16 protein-coding genes are annotated in these 20661 nt (G+C 69.9%); 6 read left to right on the top strand and 10 right to left on the bottom strand.

Going from position 1 to position 20661, the window contains the following annotated elements; genetic code table 11:
• Positions 1-40: 40 nt before the first annotated feature.
• On the bottom strand, positions 41-805 hold the full coding sequence (locus G5S35_RS32155; RefSeq protein WP_183040490.1) for a response regulator: 765 nt from the start codon (positions 803-805) through the stop codon (positions 41-43).
• Between the two features lie 123 nt (positions 806-928).
• Here G5S35_RS32155 and G5S35_RS32150 point away from each other — a divergent pair, with 123 nt between their 5' ends.
• The 6 genes from G5S35_RS32150 to G5S35_RS32125 all read left to right on the top strand — a co-directional run bounded on the left by G5S35_RS32150 (position 929) and on the right by G5S35_RS32125 (position 8165).
• The gene (locus G5S35_RS32150) at positions 929-2215 is read left to right on the top strand and encodes an ABC transporter substrate-binding protein (RefSeq protein WP_183040489.1); all 1287 of its coding nucleotides are present in this window, start codon (positions 929-931) and stop codon (positions 2213-2215) included.
• Entirely contained in the window at positions 2212-3354 is a 1143-nt protein-coding gene (locus tag G5S35_RS32145; protein WP_183040488.1) for a FecCD family ABC transporter permease, read from the top strand. Before G5S35_RS32150 ends, G5S35_RS32145 begins: the two co-directional genes overlap by 4 nt.
• Positions 3351-4181, top strand: coding sequence for an ABC transporter ATP-binding protein (locus G5S35_RS32140; RefSeq protein ID WP_065059023.1), 831 nt, complete (start codon positions 3351-3353; stop codon positions 4179-4181). Before G5S35_RS32145 ends, G5S35_RS32140 begins: the two co-directional genes overlap by 4 nt.
• A gap of 167 nt (positions 4182-4348) precedes the next feature.
• Positions 4349-5488, top strand: a complete 1140-nt coding sequence (locus tag G5S35_RS32135; RefSeq protein WP_074985192.1) for a porin — start codon at positions 4349-4351, stop codon at positions 5486-5488.
• Positions 5489-5936: 448 nt separating this feature from the next.
• Positions 5937-6746 carry a type IV pili methyl-accepting chemotaxis transducer N-terminal domain-containing protein gene (locus G5S35_RS32130; protein WP_183040487.1) on the top strand — a complete coding sequence of 270 codons (810 nt, stop codon included), beginning with the start codon at positions 5937-5939 and terminating at the stop codon, positions 6744-6746.
• 24 nt (positions 6747-6770) lie between these two features.
• Complete coding sequence (locus G5S35_RS32125; protein WP_074985107.1) at positions 6771-8165, top strand: MFS transporter; 1395 nt, start codon at positions 6771-6773, stop codon at positions 8163-8165.
• 105 nt (positions 8166-8270) lie between these two features.
• Here G5S35_RS32125 and G5S35_RS32120 read toward each other — a convergent pair whose 3' ends face one another.
• The 9 genes from G5S35_RS32120 to G5S35_RS32080 form a co-directional block, all read right to left on the bottom strand.
• The gene (locus tag G5S35_RS32120) at positions 8271-11138 is read right to left on the bottom strand and encodes an Hsp70 family protein (RefSeq protein ID WP_183040486.1); all 2868 of its coding nucleotides are present in this window, start codon (positions 11136-11138) and stop codon (positions 8271-8273) included.
• Between the two features lie 35 nt (positions 11139-11173).
• Positions 11174-13042, bottom strand: a complete 1869-nt coding sequence (locus G5S35_RS32115; RefSeq protein WP_065059027.1) for an Hsp70 family protein — start codon at positions 13040-13042, stop codon at positions 11174-11176.
• Entirely contained in the window at positions 13039-13647 is a 609-nt protein-coding gene (locus G5S35_RS32110) for a DUF2760 domain-containing protein (RefSeq protein WP_183040485.1), read from the bottom strand. Before G5S35_RS32110 ends, G5S35_RS32115 begins: the two co-directional genes overlap by 4 nt.
• A 379-nt stretch (positions 13648-14026) precedes the next feature.
• A complete protein-coding gene (locus tag G5S35_RS32105; RefSeq protein WP_065059029.1) occupies positions 14027-14344 on the bottom strand; it encodes a hypothetical protein in 318 nt (105 codons plus the stop codon).
• Between the two features lie 13 nt (positions 14345-14357).
• Positions 14358-14870: a hotdog family protein gene (locus G5S35_RS32100; protein WP_183040484.1), complete on the bottom strand. Its 513-nt coding sequence runs from the start codon at positions 14868-14870 to the stop codon at positions 14358-14360.
• Complete coding sequence (locus G5S35_RS32095) at positions 14867-15802, bottom strand: beta-ketoacyl synthase chain length factor (RefSeq protein ID WP_183040483.1); 936 nt, start codon at positions 15800-15802, stop codon at positions 14867-14869. Before G5S35_RS32095 ends, G5S35_RS32100 begins: the two co-directional genes overlap by 4 nt.
• Complete coding sequence (locus G5S35_RS32090) at positions 15799-17046, bottom strand: beta-ketoacyl-[acyl-carrier-protein] synthase family protein (protein ID WP_183040482.1); 1248 nt, start codon at positions 17044-17046, stop codon at positions 15799-15801. Before G5S35_RS32090 ends, G5S35_RS32095 begins: the two co-directional genes overlap by 4 nt.
• A 33-nt stretch (positions 17047-17079) precedes the next feature.
• Complete coding sequence (locus G5S35_RS32085) at positions 17080-18033, bottom strand: polysaccharide deacetylase family protein (RefSeq protein WP_183040481.1); 954 nt, start codon at positions 18031-18033, stop codon at positions 17080-17082.
• Positions 18030-20606, bottom strand: coding sequence for an MMPL family transporter (locus tag G5S35_RS32080; RefSeq protein ID WP_183040480.1), 2577 nt, complete (start codon positions 20604-20606; stop codon positions 18030-18032). The genes G5S35_RS32085 and G5S35_RS32080 overlap by 4 nt, the downstream gene beginning before the upstream one ends.
• Between the last annotated feature and the right edge of the window lie 55 nt (positions 20607-20661).

Here is a 20661-nt window from a genome sequence, read left to right as displayed (position 1 = left end):
AGACCCCGTTGCAAGCCACACGTCGGGGCGTCCGGCGTCGTCACGCTTCGTGGCTCACATCGGCGACCAGCATGTAGCCCTCGTTGCGCACCGTGTGGATCAGCGCGGCATTGCGCGCCGAATCCTTGAGGTGATGGCGCAGACGGCTCACGCACACGTCGATCGAACGGTCGAGCGGCGTGTGGTCCTTGTCGAACACCTGTTCGAGCAGGAATTCGCGCGACAGCGGCCGGTTCGGATGATCGAGCAGCGTGCGCAGCGTGCGGTAATCGGAGCCGCCGAGCGAGACCACCACGCCGTCGGGCGAGAGCATCTGCTTCATGCGTGTGTCCAGACGCCACCCCGCGAAACTCACGAACGCGCTGGCGTCGCCGTGGCGTCCGTGCTGGGCGTGCGGCGCAGGGTGCGCATGCGCCGCGTGGGGCGAACCCGAACCCGGCACGACGCGCGCACGGCGCAGCACGACCTTGATCTTCGCGACCAGTTCGCGCGGATCGAAGGGCTTGGGCAGATAGTCGTCGGCGCCCATTTCGAGGCCGAGAATGCGGTCGAGCAGGCCGCCGCGCGCCGACAGCATGATGATCGGCACCGCGTTTTCGCGGCGCAATTCGCGCGTGAGATCGAGGCCGTCCTCGCCGTCGAGCATGAGGTCGAGCACGATCAGGTCGATCTTTTGCTGGCGCAGCGTCTGCTTCATCTGCGCGCCATTGGTGGCCGCGCTCGCTTCGTAGCCCATGTCGCGCAGATAGTCGCGCAGGAGCGTGCGGATATTGGGGTCGTCGTCGACGACGAGTATGTGGTCCATCGCTGTTCTTTTTCCGCTGCGGGCGGCGCCAACACATTCCATTACAAAAGCGCCGCTTCTCAACACATTGCCATTACATCGCGCCGCTAAAGTGTGGCCTGCAAATAGCAATCGTTCTCATTTATGAACTATATCACGCCCGTTTCCCGCGCCGCGATTGCGTCGCACGCCGAACCTTTCGCCCGCCTTGCACGCACGGCCGCCGCCGCGGCCACGCTGGCGCTGGGGCTGTGCCTGAGCGCCTCGCAGGTGTGGGCCGCCACGCCTGCTGCACCCGCCACGTCGAGCGCGGCCGCCACGGTCAATGCCGCGGCCGCGCCCGCCGCGCAGACCGTCACCGACCTCGCCGGCCGCACGGTGAAGATTCCCGCCAATCCGCACCGCATCCTGCTCGGCGAAAGCCGTCTGCTGTCGGCGCTCGCGCTGCTCGAAGGCCAGCAGCCGCTCGCGCGCATCGTCGGCTGGCAGGGCGATCTGCCCGCGATGGACCCGCAGACCTTCGACGCCTACGCGCGCAAGTTCCCGCAGATCCGCACGATTGCGCTGATCGGCAAGGCGACCGAGGACAGCATCAGCGACGAAAAGGCGCTCGCGCTCAAGCCCGACGTGGCGATTTTCAGCGTCGCCGGTCACGGCCCGAGCCGCTACAACGCGCTCGTGAAGCAACTGGAAGCGACCGGCACGACGGTGGTGTTCATCGACTTCCGCGTGCACCCGATGCAGAACACGCTGCCGAGCATCAAGCTGCTCGGCCAGGTGCTGCACCGCGAGCAGCAGGCCGATGCGTATATCGCGTTCTACCGGCAGCATCTCGCGGCGGTCGAGAACGTCGTCGACAAGATTCCGGAGAACCAGCGTCCGAAGGTGTTCGTCGACATGCTCGCGGGCGTGTGGGACGCGGGCTGCTGCCACACGGCGGGCAAGGGCAATTTCGGCGAGTTCGTGCAGGCCGCGGGCGGCCGCAATATCGCGGCGGATCTGCTGCCGGGCGTGCTCGGCGACATCAGCATGGAGCAGGTGATCGCCTCGAAGCCCGATGTCTATATCGCCACCGGCAGCCGCACCAAGCCGGGCCTCGCGTCGCTGCGCGTGGGCGCGGAAACGAGCGAGCACGATGCGCAGGCGAGCCTCGCGCAACTGGTGGCGCGTCCGGGCTTCGACACCATCAAGGCGATTCACGATGGCCGCGTGCACGGCATCTCGCACAACTACTACGACTCGCCGTACAACATTCTGGCGATCGAGGCGTTCGCGAAGTGGTTCTATCCGCAGCAGTTCAAATCGCTCGACGTGAAGGCGACGCAGGAGGAGTTGTATCGACGCTTCCTGGCCGTGCCGGTGAGCGGCACCGATTGGGTCGATGCGCCGCTGCAAACCCAGGCCGGCGCGCAGAACGAGGCCGCGCGATGAGCGACGCGCGCCTGCCGGCCGGTTCGGGCTGGCGCGCGCACCCCGAAGCCGACGCCGATGCTGATGCCGAAGCGAGGCGCGCTGCGCAAGGCGAGGAGGCCGCGCGGCAGTTGCGCGCCTACACGCGGCTCACGCGCCGGCGCGCGCTCCTGCTGATGGCGGTCGCGCTGCTGATCGCGGCGTCGCTGCTCGTCGATCTCAGTTCGGGGCCGTCGGGCCTGCCGCTCGCGACGCTGCTGCGCACGCTGTTCGAACGCGCGTCCGCCGATCCGGCCAACGCCGTGATCGTCTGGCAGATCCGCTTGCCTTACGCGGTGATGGCGCTCGCGGTCGGCGCGGCGCTCGGCCTCTCGGGCGCGGAGATGCAGACCATCCTCAACAATCCGCTCGCGAGTCCGTACACGCTGGGCGTGTCGGCGGCGGCGGCGTTCGGCGCGTCGCTGGCCATCGTGCTCGATCTCGCGATTCCGGGCGTGGCGCAGACGTGGATCGTCTCCGCCAATGCGTTCGTGTTCGCGTTCGCCTCGGCGCTCGTGCTCGATCTGGTCGCGCGCTGGCGCGGCATGAGCACGGCGGGCGTGGTGCTGATGGGCATCGCACTGGTGTTCTCGTTTCATGCGCTCGTCGAGCTGATGCAGTTCATCGCGTCCGCCGACGCGCTCCAGGGTCTCGTGTTCTGGACGCTCGGCTCGCTCGCGCGCGCGGACTGGCCGAAGATCGGCGTGCTCGCGGCGGCGCTCGCGATCGCCTTGCCGCTCTCGATGAAAAACGCGTGGGCCCTGACCGCGCTGCGTCTCGGCGAAGACCGCGCGGCGAGCTTCGGCATCGATGTGAAGCGGCTGCGTCTGGGCACGCTGCTGCGCGTGGCGGTGCTCTCGGCGCTCGCGGTGTCGTTCGTCGGCACCATCGGTTTTGTCGGGCTGATCGCGCCGCACGTCGCGCGCGCGCTGTTCGGCGAGGACCATCGCTTCTATCTGCCGGGCAGCCTGTTGCTCGGCGCGCTGATGCTGTCGATGGCGTCGATTGCCTCGAAGCTGCTGATTCCGGGCGTGCTGATTCCGGTCGGCATCGTCACGGCGTTGGTGGGCATTCCGCTGTTCCTCGGCATCGTGGTGCGCTCGCAGGGAGGCTCGGCATGAACGGTCTCGCGATTCACGACCTGAGCGTGCGGTATGGCCGCCGCGACGTGCTGCGCGGCCTGAGCGCCGGGCCGCTGCCGCGCGGCGAGATCACGGCGCTGCTCGGGCCGAATGGCAGCGGCAAGTCCACGCTGCTGCGCACGCTCGCGGGCCTTGCGAAACCGGCGGCGGGTTCGCTCACGCTCGATGGCGCGCCGCTCGCGCTCACGGCGGCGAGCGCGCGTTCGCACAGCGTGGTCTATCTGCCGCAGGCCTTGCCGGCGGGCGTGCGGTTGCAGGTGCTGGAGTCGGTGCTGGTGGCCGCGCGCGCGGGCCGCGATCCGGCCTTGCGCGCGCGCACCGGAACCGCCGCGCAGCGCGATCTCGCGACGGCGCACGCGACGCTCGAACGGCTCGACATCGCGACGCTCGCGAACCGCTCGCTCGACGAACTCTCGGGCGGCCAGCGCCAGCTCGTCGGCATTGCGCAGGCGCTGGTGCGCGAGCCGCAGGTGCTGCTGCTCGACGAGCCGCTCTCGGCGCTCGATCTCAATCACCAGTATCAGGTGATGGCGGTGCTGCGCGACGTCACGCGCGAGCGCGGCATCGCGACGGTGGTGGTGCTGCACGACATCAACGCGGCGTTGCGCGCCTGTGATCGCGCGATGCTGCTGCACGACGGGCACATCGCGCACTTCGGCCCGAGCGCCGAAGTCGTCACGCCCGCCAGTCTTGCGCAGGTTTTCGGAGTCCGCGCACGCATCGAGCCTTGCTCGCGCGGTCTTCATCAAGTGCTGATCGACGGCATCGCCGATCGCCAGGGCATCGCCAGTCGCCACACGCGTTAAGCGTGCCGCGCGGCCCAGCCAGCCCACCCTCCATCCGTTTGTTCCGCTGTGCCGATGGCGCGTCGTTTCGCGACGCCGCGCCATCGCGCGCACGCGCGCGCATCGGACAGGCACGCGGCCACGCCGCGAACGACAACTCGAACCAACACGACATACAACAGGGCATTATGAAAAAGACATTCCTGGTCGCCGCGTGCGCGGCGGCATGGACCTGCGCGGCGCATGCGCAGGACAGCGTGACGCTGTACGGCATCATCGACGCCGGTCTTTCGTTCAACAGCAACTCGGGCGGGCACAACGTCGTGGCGGCGGGCAGCGGCAACGTGACCGGCAGCCACTGGGGCTTCAAGGGGCGCGAGGATCTGGGCGGCGGCACGGCCGCGATCTTCCAGCTCGAAAGCGGCTTCTCGGTGATGAACGGCACGCTGCGCCAGGGCGGCCGCATGTTCGGCTTCCAGTCGTACGTCGGGCTCGAAAACGCGCGCTACGGCGCGCTGACACTCGGCCGCCAGTACGACTCGGTAGTCGATTACCTCGCGCCGCTGAGCTTCACGGGCCAGCACCCCGGCGGCAACAACCTGAGCGCGCACCCGTACGACAACGACAACCTCAACAACTCGTTCCGCGTGAACAATGCCGTCAAGTACGCGAGCGCGAACTACGGCGGCGTGAAGTTCGGCGCGCTCTACGGTTTCTCGAACGAAGCGGGCGGCTTCGACGACAACCGCGTCTACAGCCTCGGCGCGTCGTACGACACGGGTTCGCTGCTGTTCGCGGCAGGCTATCTCCAGGCGAACAACGGCGGCAGCAGCAACACGAATGGCGCGATCACGCTGACCGAGCGCACCTTCATCGCCGCGCAGCAGCGCATTTACGGCGCGGGCGTGAACTGGCTCGCGGGCAACGCGCGCGTGGGTTTCGTGTGGACGCGCACGCAACTCGGCGGACTCGATACGATCAACGGCGCGAACAGCCTCGGCATCGCGGCGAACGGCGAGGGCGCGAACTTCTCGAACTACGAGCTGAACGCGGTCTATCACTTCACGCCCTCGTTCAGCCTGGGCGGCGAGTACACGTATACGCAGGCGACGATGTCGAGCGCGAGCGGCCAGCATCATCCGCGCTGGCATGAAGTGTCGGTGGAAGCCGATTACTACCTCTCGAAGCGCACCGATCTGTATACGCAGGTGAGCTGGCAGCATATTGCCGCCGACGGCTCGGGCCTGGGCGCGGACGTGAGCGGCCAGTCGGCGTCGAGCAGCGATCAGCAGACGGTCGTGGGCGTGGGCATCCGGCACCGGTTCTGAGCGCGCGGCCGCGCGCCCGTCGATGGTGCGCCGCGTCGTGGCGGTGCACCAGCAGCATTCATCGCAGGCACACGAATGCGGCGCTGCGTCATGCACGCGGCCCGCGCATGGTTTCCGCGCCTGAAACGGGGTCTCTTGCCAAAGCCTTACGCCATCGGCGTTTTCGCGCGCATCATGCGGTCGGGCACGCAGTTGGCATACGTATTGCTAAATAGGCTCGGGGCCAACGATGGCTCCAATGAATTGACGTGACTCCCGCATGAGCGGGGGTGAATCCGGCAGGCGGGGCAACGGCGTCCCGAAGCGATAACCCGACACGCGGCTCGGCTCAGGCCACGCGCGTGAAGGCAACGCTTCGGGACGCTTTTTTATTGGTGCTCGCGCCTGGTGACTGTTCGAGCCGCATCGCTCGTCAATCACGCTTGTTATCCATTCTGTACTCCTGACGATGAAGAACGAAACCAGCGAAGCGGTATCCGGAGAAGTGGTGGGCGAGCTGATCAACCTTTCGGGGCGTCAGCGCATGCTCTCGCAGCGCATCGTGCTGTATGTGCTGCTCGCGACGCAGGACGGCGCGCAAGGGCAGGAAGCGCTCGGCGTCGCGCGCGGCTGCCTTGCCTCGTTCGCCGACGCGCACGCGCAACTCGTCGAAGGCGACGGCCATTTTCCGGGCGTATTCTCGGACGCGCTGCGTCAGCTTTACTTCGGCTCGCGCCGCGCCGACGAGCGCATTCGCGCGTTCATGAAGCTCGCAGGCGACGCGATCGCGCAGCTCGAACGCGGCGGTATCGACAAGCGCGGCGGTGCGACCAGCACGAACGCCACGAACGTTGCGAACGCCACGACTGGCATCCACGCCATCGACGCGCTCGCGAAGCTCACCGCCGAAGCCACGCCGCTGCTCGATCTGCTGCAGACGCTCACGCTCGCGTATCAGGACGCGATGCGCGGCGTCGAGGCCCAGACGCAGCGCCGCGAAGCCGAAGTCGCCGACCAGCTCGCCACCATTTCGATGCGCGCCAACATCGTCGCGCTCAATGCACGCGTGGCGGCGGCGCGCGCGGGCCAGTACGGACGCGAATTCGCCGTGATCACCGCCGAGCTGGCCAATGTGATCGGCGAAATGGATCGGCTGATTCAGGGCGTGGTCGGCGCGCGCGGCGGGCTCGATACGCGTGCGGGCAGCCCGGCGCGCAGCGGCGCCGGACAGAACATCGGAGTACGAAATCATCGGATTCGCGCGCCGCTGGCGTGCTGACCGTTTTTACCTGGGGAGAGCCTCGTGAAAGACCTGCTGAACTCGCTGAAGAGCGGTAACTGGCGCGCGCTGGTCGCGTGTTTTCTGTACTTCGACACCGGCTTCACGGTGTGGGTGATGTTGGGGCCGCTCGCGCCGTTCATCCAGAAGGACATCAAGATGACGCCGGGCGAACTCGGCCTGCTGGTCGCGGTGCCGGTGCTCGGCGCGGCGATCCTGCGCGTCACGCTCGGCAATCTCTATCAGGCCTGCGACGGCCGCAAGGTCGCGCTGATGGGCATTGCGCTGTCGGCGATTCCGGCGCTCGTGCTGCTGCTGATGCCGGGCACGCCGTCGTACACGCTGCTGCTGGTGCTGGGCGTGCTGCTCGGCGTGGGCGGCGCGAGTTTCGCGGTGGCGCTGCCGATGGCGGGCAGCAACTATCCGCCGAAGGTGCAGGGTCTCGTGCTCGGTCTCGCGGCGGCCGGCAACATCGGCGCGGTGCTCGACGGCTTCCTGTTCCCCGGTCTCGCCAACAGCTTCGGCTGGGCGCGCGCGACGGGCGCGGCGCTGCCGTTGCTGGCGCTCGCGGCGCTCGCCGTGTGCTTCTGGGCGCGCGATCTCGGCCCGAAATCGGGCAGCGCGCCGAAAGCGATGCGCGCGTTCTTCATCACGCTCGCCGGTCTGATCGCGCTGGTGCTGGCCGTGCACGACGGCGTGTTCGGCGCGGGCAAGACCGGCGTGCTGCTGCTGCCGGTGCTCGGCGCGCTGCTCGCGATCGCGGTGCTGCCGCGTCACTATCGCGGCGTGCTCGCGGAAGGCGATACGTGGGTCGTGATGCTCGTGTACAGCATCACGTTCGGCGGTTTCGTCGGCATGTCCTCGTATGTGACGACGCTGCTGATCTCGCTCTATCAGGTGCCGAAGCTCGAAGCGGGCGTGATCATGTCGCTGCTGGCGCTGACGGGCGCGATGGTGCGTCCGCTCGGCGGCCTGATCGCCGATCGCATCTCCGGCGTGCGCGCGCTCGTGCTGCTGCTCGCCGCGATCTCGCTGTGCGACTTCGCATTCGCCGCGTGGATGCCGCCGTTCGCCGCGGGCATCGCGCTGCTGCTGTTCACGTATGTCTGCTTCGGTCTCGGCAACGGCGCGACCTTCCAGCTCGTGCCGCGCCGCTGGACCGGCCGCACGGGTCTGATGTCGGGTATCGTGGGCGCCGCGGGCGGCATCGGCGGCTTCTATCTGCCGGTCATCATGGGCATTGCGAAGGAAAGCACGGGCAGCTATCAGATGGGTTTTGCGACGTTCGGCGCGATCGCGGCGCTGGCCTTCATGCTGGTGGTGGCGCATCGCGCGCGCTGGCTCGAATGGGCGCTGCCGCAGGAAAGCGTCATGCCGCAAGCGGCTGTGCAGACCGTCGAGGTGCGTGCGGGCAACTGAGTTCCGTCACTGCGTCACGCGTAAAAAAACGCGCTCCGGTTTCAGGCCGGAGCGCGTTTTTGCTTTCTCGATGACGGCGCGTATGCCGATCCCTGCGCGCGAACGCTACGCGCCCATCAACTTCAACCCCGCGGGCAGCGCTTCGCCGAACACGCGGCCCGTATCGGCGTTATCGAGCGTGACGACTTCGCGCACCATCTCGATCCACGCGGGCGGCGCATTGCCGTGTTCGAGCCGACGCAGCACCGTGTCGCGCACGCCAGGATCGAGATCGCGCGAGCGGTCGCCGGTCATACGCGCGATTTGCGTGGCGGCGAACATTGCCGGTTCCACCTTCTTCCAGTCGAGCGCGAGGATCGCGTCGAGCCAGCGCGTGGCGACCTCGGGCGGCACGACGCCGTGCGCGCTGCCATAGAAGGGCAGCCGCGCGCCGATACGCCCGACGGCCCACCAGCTCTGATGATTCTCCGCAGGCTTCTGCAGCCGCGCCAGCAGCCGCTCGCCAATCTCGATCTTGCGATCCGCGCCGATCCGTTCGAGCGACGCGTAAAGCCGCGTCATATCGGCGTTGCCGAGGCGCGCGGGATCGAACGGCAGCTTGTGCTGCTTCGAACTGGCCGCGTCTTCGAGCCAGCGCATCGCTTCGAGCACCTGCTCCTGCGCGGCCTCGTCGAGACCGCCGGCCGCGCGCCGCCAGAGCGTCCACCATTCGGACCAGACCTGGCTGTCGTTGATGTGCTGGATGCCGTCGTCGAACAGCGTCCACAGTTGTTCGACGCGCCATTCGTCGAGCGGATAGCCGAACCCGGGCCGCACGCAATAACCGGCGAGATTGAGCCACAGGCGCTCGTGGTCGGGCGAGCGGCGGCGGCGCGCGGCGCGTTCCCAGAGCGCGCCGAACAGTTCGCGCAGCAGCGGGCTGTCCCAGTTCTGGCGCGCTCCGAGCGTGTGTTCGAGCTGCGCGCGCAGCCGCTTCACTTCCTTCGGATCGACCTTCGACGACTTCGCGCCGAACACGCGCTCGATCAGTTCGATGGCGTGATCGAGCGAAGCATGGCGGACGTCGTCGCCGGTGTTCGCGGCGTGAGCGGCTTCGTCGCGGCGCAACTGGAATTCGAGCAGCCAGCGCTGCGACGCGTCCTCGGTCGCGATACAGCGCACTTCAAGCGTGCCGACTTCGGTCAGTTGCGCCGTGAGCCGCACGGGCCTTTCGTCGCGCTCGTTGCGCGCCTTGTTCGCGCCGCGCTCGCGCGCGACCACGGTCGCGAGCGGAGGCAGACGCACGAAGTCGGCGGCGTCCTGATCGAGATCGACGATCTCGCCCGGCTGCCACGCCGTTTCCGCGACCGTCGAGACCAGATGGAACTGCACGGGATGGCCCAGACGCAGCGCGAACACGCGCTCGTCGAGCTGCACTTCGTGGCCTTCCTCGGTGCCGCGCGGCAGCAGGCAGATGCCGCGCCGCGCGTCGCCGCCCTCGTCGAGCACCAGAAAATAGCTGCGCGGCGAGCCGCCGCCGATACGCGGCGCGTGACCCGCGCGCGCCAGCGCGAACGCGACCGCGCCGCGCGCGACGGCCACGTCGGGCTGATCGTTTTGCAGCACGGTGAGCGGCGCTTGCCGCCAGTTGCCCAGCGTCTCGCGCAGACGCGCCGACAGCGCGGGCGCGCGGAACACGCCGCCGTTGAGCAGCAGCGTGTCGGGCATCGGCGGGGCGGCGGATTCACCGTTCGAAACGGCATCGGCATGATGGGCGGACACACCGAGCGCCTCGCGCGACTGCGCGGCGAAGCGTTGCAGGAAGGACGCGATATGACGCGTGATGCCCGCATCGGCCGCATAGGGCAGACCGAATTCGACGATCGCCGCACGCGAGCGGCGCGGCAGATCGCGCGGGCCGACCGCCGGAAAGAATCCGTCGACGACGATACGCTCGGCCTCGTCGCGGCCCAGTTGCGTCGAACGCGCGCCGCCGATCAGCCGCGCGCCCGCACCGAGCAGCGTGATGCCGACCGACTCGGGCGCGGCGTCGCCGAGCAGTTGCTCCTTGGCGACGCGGCAGCGCTCGACGAGCTGCGACAGGCTGGCGGCCGAGAGCCGCGCGTCCTGCGTCGCGAGCCGGCTTTCGGCCAGGTGGGCGAGCGCGAGGTCCATGTTGTCGCCGCCCAGCATCAGATGGTTGCCCACGCCGATGCGCGTCAACTGCGGCTCGCCGTCCTCGAAATGGACCTTGATGAGCGTGAGGTCGGTCGTGCCGCCGCCCACGTCGCAGACGAGCACGAGACGCGTCTGCGCGAGTTCGGCTTGCAGCGCGTCGCGATGATGGAACAGCCAGTCGTAGAACGCGGCCTGCGGTTCTTCGAGCAGGTGCAGCGTGGGCAGTTGCGCGCGCCGCGCGGCTTCGAGCGTGAGCGCGCGCGCGCCGTCGTCGAACGAGGCGGGTACGGTGAGCACCACGTCCTGATGTTCGAGCGGCGCGTGCGGAAAACGGTGATGCCAGGCTGCGCGGACGTGCGCGAGATAACTGGCGCTCGCGTCGACGGGCGAGACCTTCGCGACCTCGTCGGGCGCGCCCCAGGGCAGGATCGGCGCGAGCCGGTCGACCGAGGCGTGCGAGAGCCAGCTTTTCGCGCTGGCCACGAGCCGCCCCGGCACTTGCGCGCCGAGCGTGCGCGCGAGCTTGCCGATGACGGGCGCAGGCGTGTCGGCCGTGGAGGCGGTGGACGAAGCGGCAGACGAAGCAGCGGAATCGCGCCACGGCAAACGCAGCGTGTCGGCGGCGAGTTCGCCGGGCGCGGGGTGATAGCGCGCCGAAGGCAGCAACGGCTGCGCGCTCACTTCGCCGAGCCCCGTCAGCTGCTCGATTTCGAACACGCCGATGTTGCCCGCAGCGGCCCCGCTCGCGCCGGCTTCGGCCCAGGCCACGACCGTGTTGCTCGTTCCCAGGTCGATGCCGACGACGTATTGCTTCATCGCGTTCTCAGGCGGATCGGACTTCAAGCGTGCGCTCAGAAGCTCGCGCCCTGGCCCGCGCCTTCGCCCGCGCCGCCGCGCACGTCGAACTCGACTTTCCAGCGCTCGTCGCTACCCGACGGCACGGCTTCGAGTTCGAGCGTGCCCGCTTCGGTCACGCGCGCATGCAGCCGGACCGCGACGACTTCGCCCACGGTACGGCCCGCGCTGGGCAGCGTGGCCTGAATCGATTCGAGTTCCTGTAGTTCCTCGGGCGACCAGAAGTCGAGCATCGTGCCGACCTGATCCTGACGGCGCACCGACGAGCCGAAGAAGCGGAATTGCACCGGCTCGCCCACGACGAGGCCGAATTCCTGCGGCGGCAACGCGGCGTCGCTGCCTTCTTCCATGCCGAAGGGCGCGACGCAGAGCGCCGAAATCGGCGGTTCGAGGCCCGGCACCGCGGGCATGGCCGACTCGATCGCCACGTAGTACGCGCGCGCCGTGCCGCCGCGAATGCGCACGCCCTTGCCGCGCTTCACATAGCCGTAATAGGCCGCGCCGCGCGCGACCGCGAGATCGAGGTCCGCGCCGCCGAGCAGACGCGCGGGGGCCGCGCCTTCCGCCGACAGCCAGCCGTTGATGATCTCGAGCACACGTCCGGCGAGCAGCGACGACTTGAACACGCCGCCGTTGAACAGCACGGCGGTGGGATGCAGGAAGCTCGTGCCCTCGGCGGGCGCGCCGAAGCCTTCGACTTCCGCGAGCGCCGCGACCTGGCGGCCGAGGAAGGCCGCGAGATGGCGCGTGACGCCCGCGTCCTGCGCGTAGGGCAGGCCGAGTTGCGTCAGGCCGGCACGGGTGCGCACGACCGGACGCGCCGCGGCGTCCACGCGCGGGAAGAAGCCTTCGAGGATCGTGGCCGTGAGTTCAGCGCGCGTGAGTTCGGTGCGGATCGAGCCGCCGATCAGCTTCGAGCCGCGGCTCGGCACCACCAGCGGCACCGCTTCGAGGCCGGCGTCGGAGAGCAGTTGCTCCTTGGCCGAACGGCAGGCGTAGGTGAGCGCGCGCAACTGCCACGGATCGGCCTGCGTGCCTTGCTGGGCGAGCTTGCGCGCGACCACGTGCGCGAGCGCGAGGTCCATGTTGTCGCCGCCGAGCAGGATGTGTTCGCCCACGGCCACGCGCAGCAGTTCGAGATTGCCTTCGCGCTCGACCACGGCGATCAGCGAGAGGTCGGTGGTGCCGCCGCCCACGTCCACGACGAGGATGATGTCGCCGACCTTCACGTCTTTGCGCCACGCGCCGCCGCTCTTCTGGATCCAGCTATAGAGCGCGGCCTGCGGTTCTTCGAGCAGCGTCATGCTGGTGTAGCCGGCGGCCTGCGCGGCTTCGGCTGTCAGCTCGCGCGCGGCCGGATCGAACGAGGCCGGAATCGTGACGGTGACGTCCTGCTGCGCGAACGGCGCATCCGGATGCGCGTGATCCCACGCCTCGCGCAGATGCGTGAGATAGCGGATCGAGCTTTCGAGCGGCGAGACGCGCGCGACTTCGGGCGGCGCGTCGTTCGGCAGGATCGCCGCGCGGCGATCCACGCCCGGATGACAGAGCCAGCTCTTCGCGCTCGACACGAGACGGATGGGCGTGCCCGCACCACGGCTGCGCGCCATTTCGCCGACGGCGTACTCGCGCGAGGCGGTCCACGGCAGCGTCAGGTCGCCGGGCGTGAGTTCGCCCGCGTTCGGCAGATAGAGAAACGAGGGCAGCAGCTCGGGCGACTCGATCGCGCCCGGCGCGGTGAGTTGCGTGACGGGCAGTACGCCCTGCACGGTCTTTTCGCCGTCACTGGCGGCGAGGTCGACGTAGGAGAGGGCGCAGTGCGTCGTGCCCAGATCGACGCCGATCGAAAAACGCGGATCGCTCACAGTTCCACCTCGGCCGGTGCGATGACCTTCGCGTCGTGCGACTTCACGAGCTTGGGCAGTTTGACGTCTTCGACGCGCCAGCCGCGATGGCTGACGGTGCCGGTGAACGGCGCGGAGCCGACCACGTTGCCGGTCAGGCGGATGGCGGTGGCGTCGAAGCCTTCCGCGATGGTCACGCGGCTGCCTTCGGCCTCGCTGCGCACCGGGCGGATCGTGAAGTGCTCGCGCAGCGTGGCGCGGCAGCCTTCGTGGACGAGACGCGCGGCCGCGCCGATATCGGCGTCGTTGTAGCCGGCGATGTCTTCCTCGACGAAGTCGACGAAGCGCGCATTACGCTGCAGCAGGCCAAGCAGTTGCAGCGCCGATTGCGGGCTGGCTTCCTCGATGGCGGCGACGGGCGCGGGAGCGGGCGCAGCGACGGGTGCAGGTGCGGGCGCGGCCACCGGCGCGGCGGCGGGCACGGGCGCTTGCGGCGCGGGCGCGGCGGCTTCGCCGTTACGCAGACGGCGCACGCCGGCCGCGAGGTCGGCGTCGCCGAGAATGGCGAAAAACGATCCGATGGCCAGCGAAAGGCGGCCAGCGAAGGAAATCTTGGCTTCGGTCATCAACTACTCCAGTGGTCTCGCACGCGCGGGCGAGCGTCCGGCCGGGCCGGGCGCCGCTGCGTCTCTCGCGCGGCTTCGCCGTGTTCGGGCCCCGTGTGCGGAGCGGCCGGCGGGAAAAAACATGAGCCCGTGCGGGCTCGAAACCCGTATTTTGCCTTGTCGCGGGCGCTTACCGGACAAAAAGCGGGCAAATTGGCCGTTCGGAGGAGGGAAAGCGGCGTGCGAGCCCGGTTTGGCGGGCATCGGGCGAGGCGATCGAGGTCGCGTGATGCCGTCGCGCAGTCATGGCGGCGCACGAGACGCACGCGCCCGGGGTGAAACCGACGGCGTGTCGAATGAACACGCCGTCGTGTACGCGCCGGAAGGGGATGCGAAGACTTTAAGCGTCGTCCTTGCCCGGCGCATCGTCCTTATGGAACACGCGCTTGGTGGTGCGCTTGGTGGCGTCCCAGCCTTCGTGCGTCGCGTGCTTGGTGGCGTCCCAGCCTTCGCGCGTGCCGTGCGCGATGCCGTGGCCGACGGTCTTCGCCGCGCTCGCCGTCGCGTGGCCGAAGTCGCGCGCCGCGTGGCCGGTCGCTTTCGCCGCCGACTTCGTGTCGTGCTTGATGTCTTCCTTCACTTCGTGCACATCGGCGAACGCGGCCGAACTGGCCAGGCCGAACGCCAGCGCGGCCAGCAGGATTCGATGGGTTTTCATTGTGGTTCTCCCTTCAGCAGTTATCGATGGCGGGACGTCGCAGCGTCCCCGCCGCGGACGCGTCGAGCATGACCGCCGCGCGTCCCGTCAGCAGCACGCGGGCGTCGCAGCGCAGCGTGAAGCGGTAAAGAATCGTGGTGCCGTCGCCGCCGATGCGCTCGGCCTCGACGACGAGCGGCGCGTCCAGCGTATCGAGCCGCGCGACCTGCGCCTCGACGCCGCGCACGCTCGCGAGAAAGCCCGCGCGCGGACGCTGCGCCGTCGCGCCGGTATCGGCGAGACTGCCGAGCGCGCCGTGCACGGCCATCGCCTGCGCCGCGTATTCGACGCCGCAGACCGAGGCGAGCCGGCCGTTCGCGCGCAGCGGATTGTGCGCGTCGAGATGGCTGGTCGCGAGGCAGCGGATCTGCGCGTCGTCCCAGGCTTCGACGCTGTCGAGCAGGCACATCGCGCCGCTGTGCGGAATGTGCGCGGCGATCCAGGCGCGGTCGAGCGGCGCGGCGAGCGTCGGCGCGTCGGGCGTCATGGCGCGGCCTCGCGCGGTGCGCCTGAAGCGACGCCCGACGCGGCATCAACGTTGGCGGCAACGTCGGCAGCAACAGCAGCATCCGGCCACGACACATCGAGCCGCACGCGCGTTTCCGGCAGATAGTCGATCACCACGCTCGCCGCCTGCCGCGTCGCGAGCGCGTGCAGCAGCGGCAGCACGCGCGCGGCCGGGTTGTTGGCGCGCAGCGTTTCGAATTCGGGCGCGTCGAGTTGCGTGGCCGGCGCGTCGGTGAGCTTCGCTTCGATGCAGGCCAGCGCGCGCGGACGCGCCGCGCCGTCGACATGGATATCGACATCGCGGTCGGCATCGCCCCGCGCCTCATCGCCGACGGGCGCGAGCACCAGCGCCACGCCGAACGCATCGGCGATCGGGCGCACCGTGCGCAGCGGCTCGGGATATTCGCAGTCGTAGGCGACCAGCAGCGTCGGCACGCGGTCGACGGCCACCTGGGCGAGCGCTTCGAGCAGGCCCGCGCCGAAGCTCGCGTCGTGCGCGCACAGCACGTTTGCCGTCGCGCGCGCGTGCGACGCGATGCTCCAGTAACCCGCCGCCGCGTTGTGCACCGAGTTGTGAAAGCGCGTCGGCGAAAGCTGGCGGTCGTCGGTGGAGAGCGTTTCGCAGATCGCGTGGCAATTCACGCCGTCGCCGCCCGAGGCCGCGAACACGGACGCGAGCGTGGCGGCGTCGCGCCCGCTGGCGTCGACCGCTTCGTGGCCCACGGCGAGCGCCGCGCGCACGACCGGGCCGGTGCGGCGCCGCTCGGCGCTCGGCAGGCTCGCGGGCGCGGGCAGCACGGTGCGCGCGGCTTCGTACGGCGCGCGTTGCGCGAGCACGTCGGCGGCTTGCGTCCAGTTGGCGAGGCCCGGCCCGATCACGCCGATCCCTTCGATCCACGCATGCAGTTTCACGATTGCACCTCGTTCTTTGCAGCGCCGTTTTTGCGGCTCAACGCGAAATCCGCGCGCCCCAGCAAGAGGCTGCAATTCGTGCCGCCGAAGCCGAACGAATTGCTGAGCGCGGCGCGCACGTCGGCGTCGCGATTGGTCAGCGCGTAATCGAGTCCGAGCGCGTGATCGACGACCTGCGTGTTGACGCCCGCGGGCACGAAGCCGTGGCGCAGCGCGAGCGCCGCCGCGATCGCTTCGAGCGCGCCCGCCGCGCCGAGCGTGTGGCCGGTCGCGCCCTTGGTCGAGCTGCACGGCGTCGCGCCGAACAGCGCGCCCACGGCGCGGCTTTCGGAGGCGTCGTTGCTCGGCGTGGCCGTGCCGTGCAGATTGATGTAGTCGATCTCGTCCGGCGCGAGGCCCGCGCTCGCGAGCGCCTGTTCGAGCGCGGCGCGTGCGCCCAGTCCCTCCGGATGCGGCGACGACATGTGATGCGCGTCGCTCGATTCGCCGATGCCGAGCAGCAGGATCGCGTCGCCCGGCAGAGCATCGGCTTGCGCGGGCAGGCGTTCGAGCAGCGCGAACGCGGCCGCTTCGCCGATCGAAATGCCGTCGCGCGCCACGTCGAACGGGCGGCACGGCTGGCGCGAGAGCAGTTCGAGCGAGTTGAAGCCGTACAGCGTGGTGAGGCACAGCGAATCGACGCCGCCCACGACCGCCGCGTCGATCAGGCCCGCTTCGATCATGCGCCGCGCCGAGCCGAACACTTTCGCGCTCGACGAGCACGCCGACGAGATCGCCGTGGCCGGCCCGCGCGCCCCGAAATAGTCGCGCACGAACGCGGCCAGCGCGTAGGGATTGTGGGTGCGCGCGTAGTCGAAGCCGGGATGCAGCAGGCCGGTCTCGCGGTCGCGCTCGCGATAGGCGTTTTCGGTTTCGAGGATGCCGCTCGTGCTGGTGCCGACGAACACGCCGACGCGGTCCGCGCCGTAACGCGCGACGGCGGCGTGCACGCGTTCGGCGAAACCGTCCTGTTCGAGACCGAGTTGCGCGAGGCGATGATTGCGGCACGCGTAGGCGGCGAGATCCGCGCGGATGTCGACGGCGTCGACGTCCTGGACCGCGCCGATCCATGTGTCGAGATCCGCGCGTTCGAAGTCGCACGGCGCGAGGCCGCTGCGCCGCTCGCGCAGCGCGTCGAGCATGGCGTCGAGCCCGCAGCCGAGGCAGCTGGTGGCGGTGAAGTGCGAGACGAGAAGGGGATTCACGGAGTTCGGTCCTGGGGCCGGCGCGCGCGCCATTTAGGGGCGAATTTTACCAAACGGGGCGGCGTTGCCGCCGTGTCCGACTGGCGTGACGGGCGCGGCGTCGTGCGCCGCGCGCAGGGTGATCCAGTGATAGTGCGCCTCGGCGGCGGCGCGCAGCACCTGCGGCAGCACCGCGAGCACGACCGGCTGGCCGAGTGCGTCGCGCGCGCTGTTGGCGTCGTGCAGCAGCAGGATGTCGCGCGGCGCGAGACCGGTCAGCAGACGCCGCGTCACGATCTGCGGATCGCGCTCGCGCGTGTCGAAACCGCGCCGCGTCCAGCTCGCCAGTTGCAGGCCGAGCGCACAGAGCACCGGTTCGAGAAACGGATTGCGCAAGCCGGCGGGCGCGCGGAAAAAGCGCGGACGCGTGCCGCTGATGTCCGTCAGCGTGCGTTGCGCGGCTTCGATCTCGCGCCGCAGCGCGCCGGGTCCGCTGACCGAAAACGTATGCCGATGGCGCTGGCTGTGGTTCTCCACGGCGTGGCCGCGCGCGACGATCGCCTCGATCCACTTCGGATGCTGGCGCGCGCGCTCGCCGATGCAGAAGAAGGTCGCGTGCGCGCCGTATTCGTCGAGCAGATCGAGCACGCGCGGCGTGATCTCCGGATCGGGGCCGTCGTCGATGGTGAGGGCGAGGCGGCGGTCGGCGCCGGGCACGGACGTGACGGAGGCGGCAGACGCTGCGGGCAGGCGCGTCCAGTTCGGGCCGAGCAGCGCGCTTCTGGGCCAGAGGCCCGCCGCTGTCAGCGCGAGATGCGAGGCCGCGACGCTGCCGACGGCCCATGGCCACGTCGCGGGTTGCGCGATCAGCGCGGCCGCCGCGCCCGCATGCAGCGCCGCCGCGCCCGCGATGAACGGCGACGGCGCCCAGCGGCGCGCGGCGTCGGCGTGGCGCGGATTCGGCTGCGAATGTGTGCGGTCCGCTCCCGGCGGCGTGGGCCCGTTCATGCTGGGTTTCCTTGTCGATGGGATTGCGTGTCGGCGTGTGCGCCGGCTTCCACTTCCTGCGCGGCGGACGTGGTCCCGCTGCGCGGCGCGAGGATCGCCGCGAACGCGAGCGCGAGCATCGCGCCGGGACCGACGGTCAGGCCGAAGGTTTCGAGCAGCGGCACATGCGAGAGCGCGAGCAGCCCGAACCCGGCGACGGTCGCGAGATTCGCCACCAGCAGCGAGACCAGCGTGTGCGGTGCGATGGTCGCCGATTCGTCAGCGGATTGCCCATGCCGCGTCGCGCCGCGCTTGCAGAAAAACAGCGCATAGTTCGAGCCCACCGCCACGATCAGCAGCATGCCGACGAGGTGCAGGATCGTCATCGGCACGCCCGCGAGCGCGAAGCCCGCGATCACCACCAGCACGGCGGCGACGAGCGGCGCGAGCGCGCGCGCGGCCAGACGCAGCGAACGCAGCGCGAGCGCGAGCAGCACGCAGATCGCCACGAAGCCCGCGAGCGAGAGCCGGATGTCTTCGTGCACGTAGTTCACGTAGAGGCGGTCGGCTTCCGTTTTGAGGTCGACGAACAGCGCGCCCGGCACGCCCGCCTGCGCGACGGCGGCGCGGATCGCGGCGGCGTCGAGGCTCGACGTGTTGGCGGCGCTCGCTGCGTTCGCGTGCGCGGGCGCACGCAGCGCGAGCATCGCGTTCCAGTGGCCGTCGCGTTGCGTGAGCAGCGCATCGACGGCCAGCGCCATCGAGGTGCCGTTCAGGTCCGCACGCGTGATGAGCGGCGCAACGCGCGCGGCCTGCGCGTCGGCGATGAACGGCGCGAACGCCTCGGGTTTCACGCGGATGCTCTGGTTCGCGACCGCTTCGCGCAGACGCGCGCTCAGCGTCGCGGCGTCGGGCAGGCTCGCGAGGCGCGCGCGCTGCGCGGCGTCGCTCGGCAGATAGCGCGCGGGACTTTCGAAGCCCGCGAGCGTGCCGCGCGCGACGAGCGGCTGCAACTGCGCGCCGACGCGTTCCGCGTCTTCGAGCGCGGCTTGCGCGCTGGCGGCGGGAATCTCGACGAGATAGCGCACGTCGGGCGCGCCGAGGTCGGCGCGCAGGCGGGTGTCGAGCGCCAGGCTCGCGGCGGGCACGGGGCTCAGCGCGGAGAGTTCGTGGCTCCACAGCGCATCGCGGTGCAGCGCGACCAGTGCGACCGCCGCGAGGGCGAGCGCGGCGAGCGGCCAGCGCAGACGCGGCGCGTAAGCGGCGGCGCGCGCGAGCGCCGCGCCGAGGCGCGAGACATCGCGGATCGCATGCGCGCCGCCTTGCAGATGCGGCAGCACGAAGCGCGTGACGAGCGCGGCCGTCACGAGCCCGGCGATCGAGTATGCGCCCAGTTGCACGAGGCCCGGAAAGCCCGAGAACAGCATCGACGCGAAACCGCACACGGAAGTCAGCACGCCGAGGCGGATCGTCGGCCACCAGTTCGCGATCCACGCGCGCAGGGCGGCGGCGCGCTGCGCCTGCGTCGATGCCGATGTCGACGAAGATGCCGAAGACTGCACGAACAGATAGATCGAATAATCGACCGCCTCGCCGATCAGCGTGGTGCCGAAGCCGAGCGTGATGCCCTGCACGGTGCCGAACGCGAGACTCACGGCCGCGATGCCCGCCGCCACGCCCGAAAGCACCGGCAGCAGGCCGAGCACGAGCGTGCGCGGCGAGCGATAGAGCGTGAGCAGCAGCGCGACGATCAGCACGAGGCTCAGCGCCGAAATGCGCTCGACGTCATGGCGAATCGCGTCGCGCGTCTGCACCGAGAACACGCCGGGGCCGGTCATCAGCAGGCGATACGCGTCGGCGTGAGCGCCGTCCGGCAGCGTGCGCGCGGCGGCGTCGAAGGCGCGCTGCACGGCCTCGATCGCGCGCGCCTGGGCGTCGGTGTCCGAGCCCGAGGCGGCGGTCTGCGCGACCAGCACGGCGCGCGTGCCGTCGCGCGAGGCCCATACGCCGTCGCGCGTCGCGGGCTGCGCGGCGCTGTCGAGCTGATCGACGAGCGCGGCCACTTCGCCGGTCGGATCGTGCGGCAGCAGGTCTTTCGCCACGAGTCCCGCCGACGAGCTGAGCAGATCGAGACTCTCGCCGAGCGCGTCGTGCAGGCCCGCCACGCTGAAGCGCTGCGGCGTGACCGCCGGACTCAGCGCGTAGCGATGCGCGTAGACGAACTGCTGGTCGCGCGCGTCGTTGACGGCCTCGCCGTTATGGACCGCCGCGAATTGCGGATCGGCGCGCAGCGTCGTGCCCATCGCGCGTGAAAGCCGCGCGCGCGACGACGCATCGCCGCCTTCGATGCCGACGAGAATCAGCCGAGAAACCAGTCCGTCGCGCAGTTGCTCGATCAGCACGCGCTGACCCGCGCTCGGCGCGCGCGGCAGGAACGCGGAGAGGTCGGTGTTGAACTGCGCGCGCGCGATGGCCACGGCGCAGCCGAGCAGAAACAGCAGCCACAGCAGGACGGCGGGCTGCACGAATCCGGCACTGCGGGCGGAACCTGGCGCGGGGGCGGTCTCGGAGTCGGGGCGGGTGCGGTGGTCCATCGGCGCGTCCCTTATGTCTTGTTGGTGTTGTTCGTGTGGACAGGGCGATGCCGGG

It is taken from the genome of Paraburkholderia tropica, from assembly GCF_014171495.1.
Classification (GTDB): domain Bacteria; phylum Pseudomonadota; class Gammaproteobacteria; order Burkholderiales; family Burkholderiaceae; genus Paraburkholderia; species Paraburkholderia tropica.
This window is presented reverse-complemented; position numbering and strand designations above follow the sequence as displayed.

Excerpts from the sequence above, each read along its gene's own strand:
- G5S35_RS32155 (WP_183040490.1), bottom strand. The coding sequence starts at position 805 with ATGGACCACATACTCGTCGTCGACGACGACCCCAATATCCGCACGCTC.
- G5S35_RS32085 (WP_183040481.1), bottom strand. The coding sequence starts at position 18,033 with ATGAACGGGCCCACGCCGCCGGGAGCGGACCGCACACATTCGCAGCCG.
- G5S35_RS32120 (WP_183040486.1), bottom strand. The coding sequence starts at position 11,138 with ATGAAGCAATACGTCGTCGGCATCGACCTGGGAACGAGCAACACGGTC.
- G5S35_RS32140 (WP_065059023.1), top strand. The coding sequence starts at position 3,351 with ATGAACGGTCTCGCGATTCACGACCTGAGCGTGCGGTATGGCCGCCGC.
- G5S35_RS32110 (WP_183040485.1), bottom strand. The coding sequence starts at position 13,647 with ATGACCGAAGCCAAGATTTCCTTCGCTGGCCGCCTTTCGCTGGCCATC.
- G5S35_RS32130 (WP_183040487.1), top strand. The coding sequence starts at position 5,937 with ATGAAGAACGAAACCAGCGAAGCGGTATCCGGAGAAGTGGTGGGCGAG.
- G5S35_RS32100 (WP_183040484.1), bottom strand. The coding sequence starts at position 14,870 with ATGACGCCCGACGCGCCGACGCTCGCCGCGCCGCTCGACCGCGCCTGG.
- G5S35_RS32105 (WP_065059029.1), bottom strand. The coding sequence starts at position 14,344 with ATGAAAACCCATCGAATCCTGCTGGCCGCGCTGGCGTTCGGCCTGGCC.
- G5S35_RS32135 (WP_074985192.1), top strand. The coding sequence starts at position 4,349 with ATGAAAAAGACATTCCTGGTCGCCGCGTGCGCGGCGGCATGGACCTGC.
- G5S35_RS32145 (WP_183040488.1), top strand. The coding sequence starts at position 2,212 with ATGAGCGACGCGCGCCTGCCGGCCGGTTCGGGCTGGCGCGCGCACCCC.
- G5S35_RS32150 (WP_183040489.1), top strand. The coding sequence starts at position 929 with ATGAACTATATCACGCCCGTTTCCCGCGCCGCGATTGCGTCGCACGCC.
- G5S35_RS32080 (WP_183040480.1), bottom strand. The coding sequence starts at position 20,606 with ATGGACCACCGCACCCGCCCCGACTCCGAGACCGCCCCCGCGCCAGGT.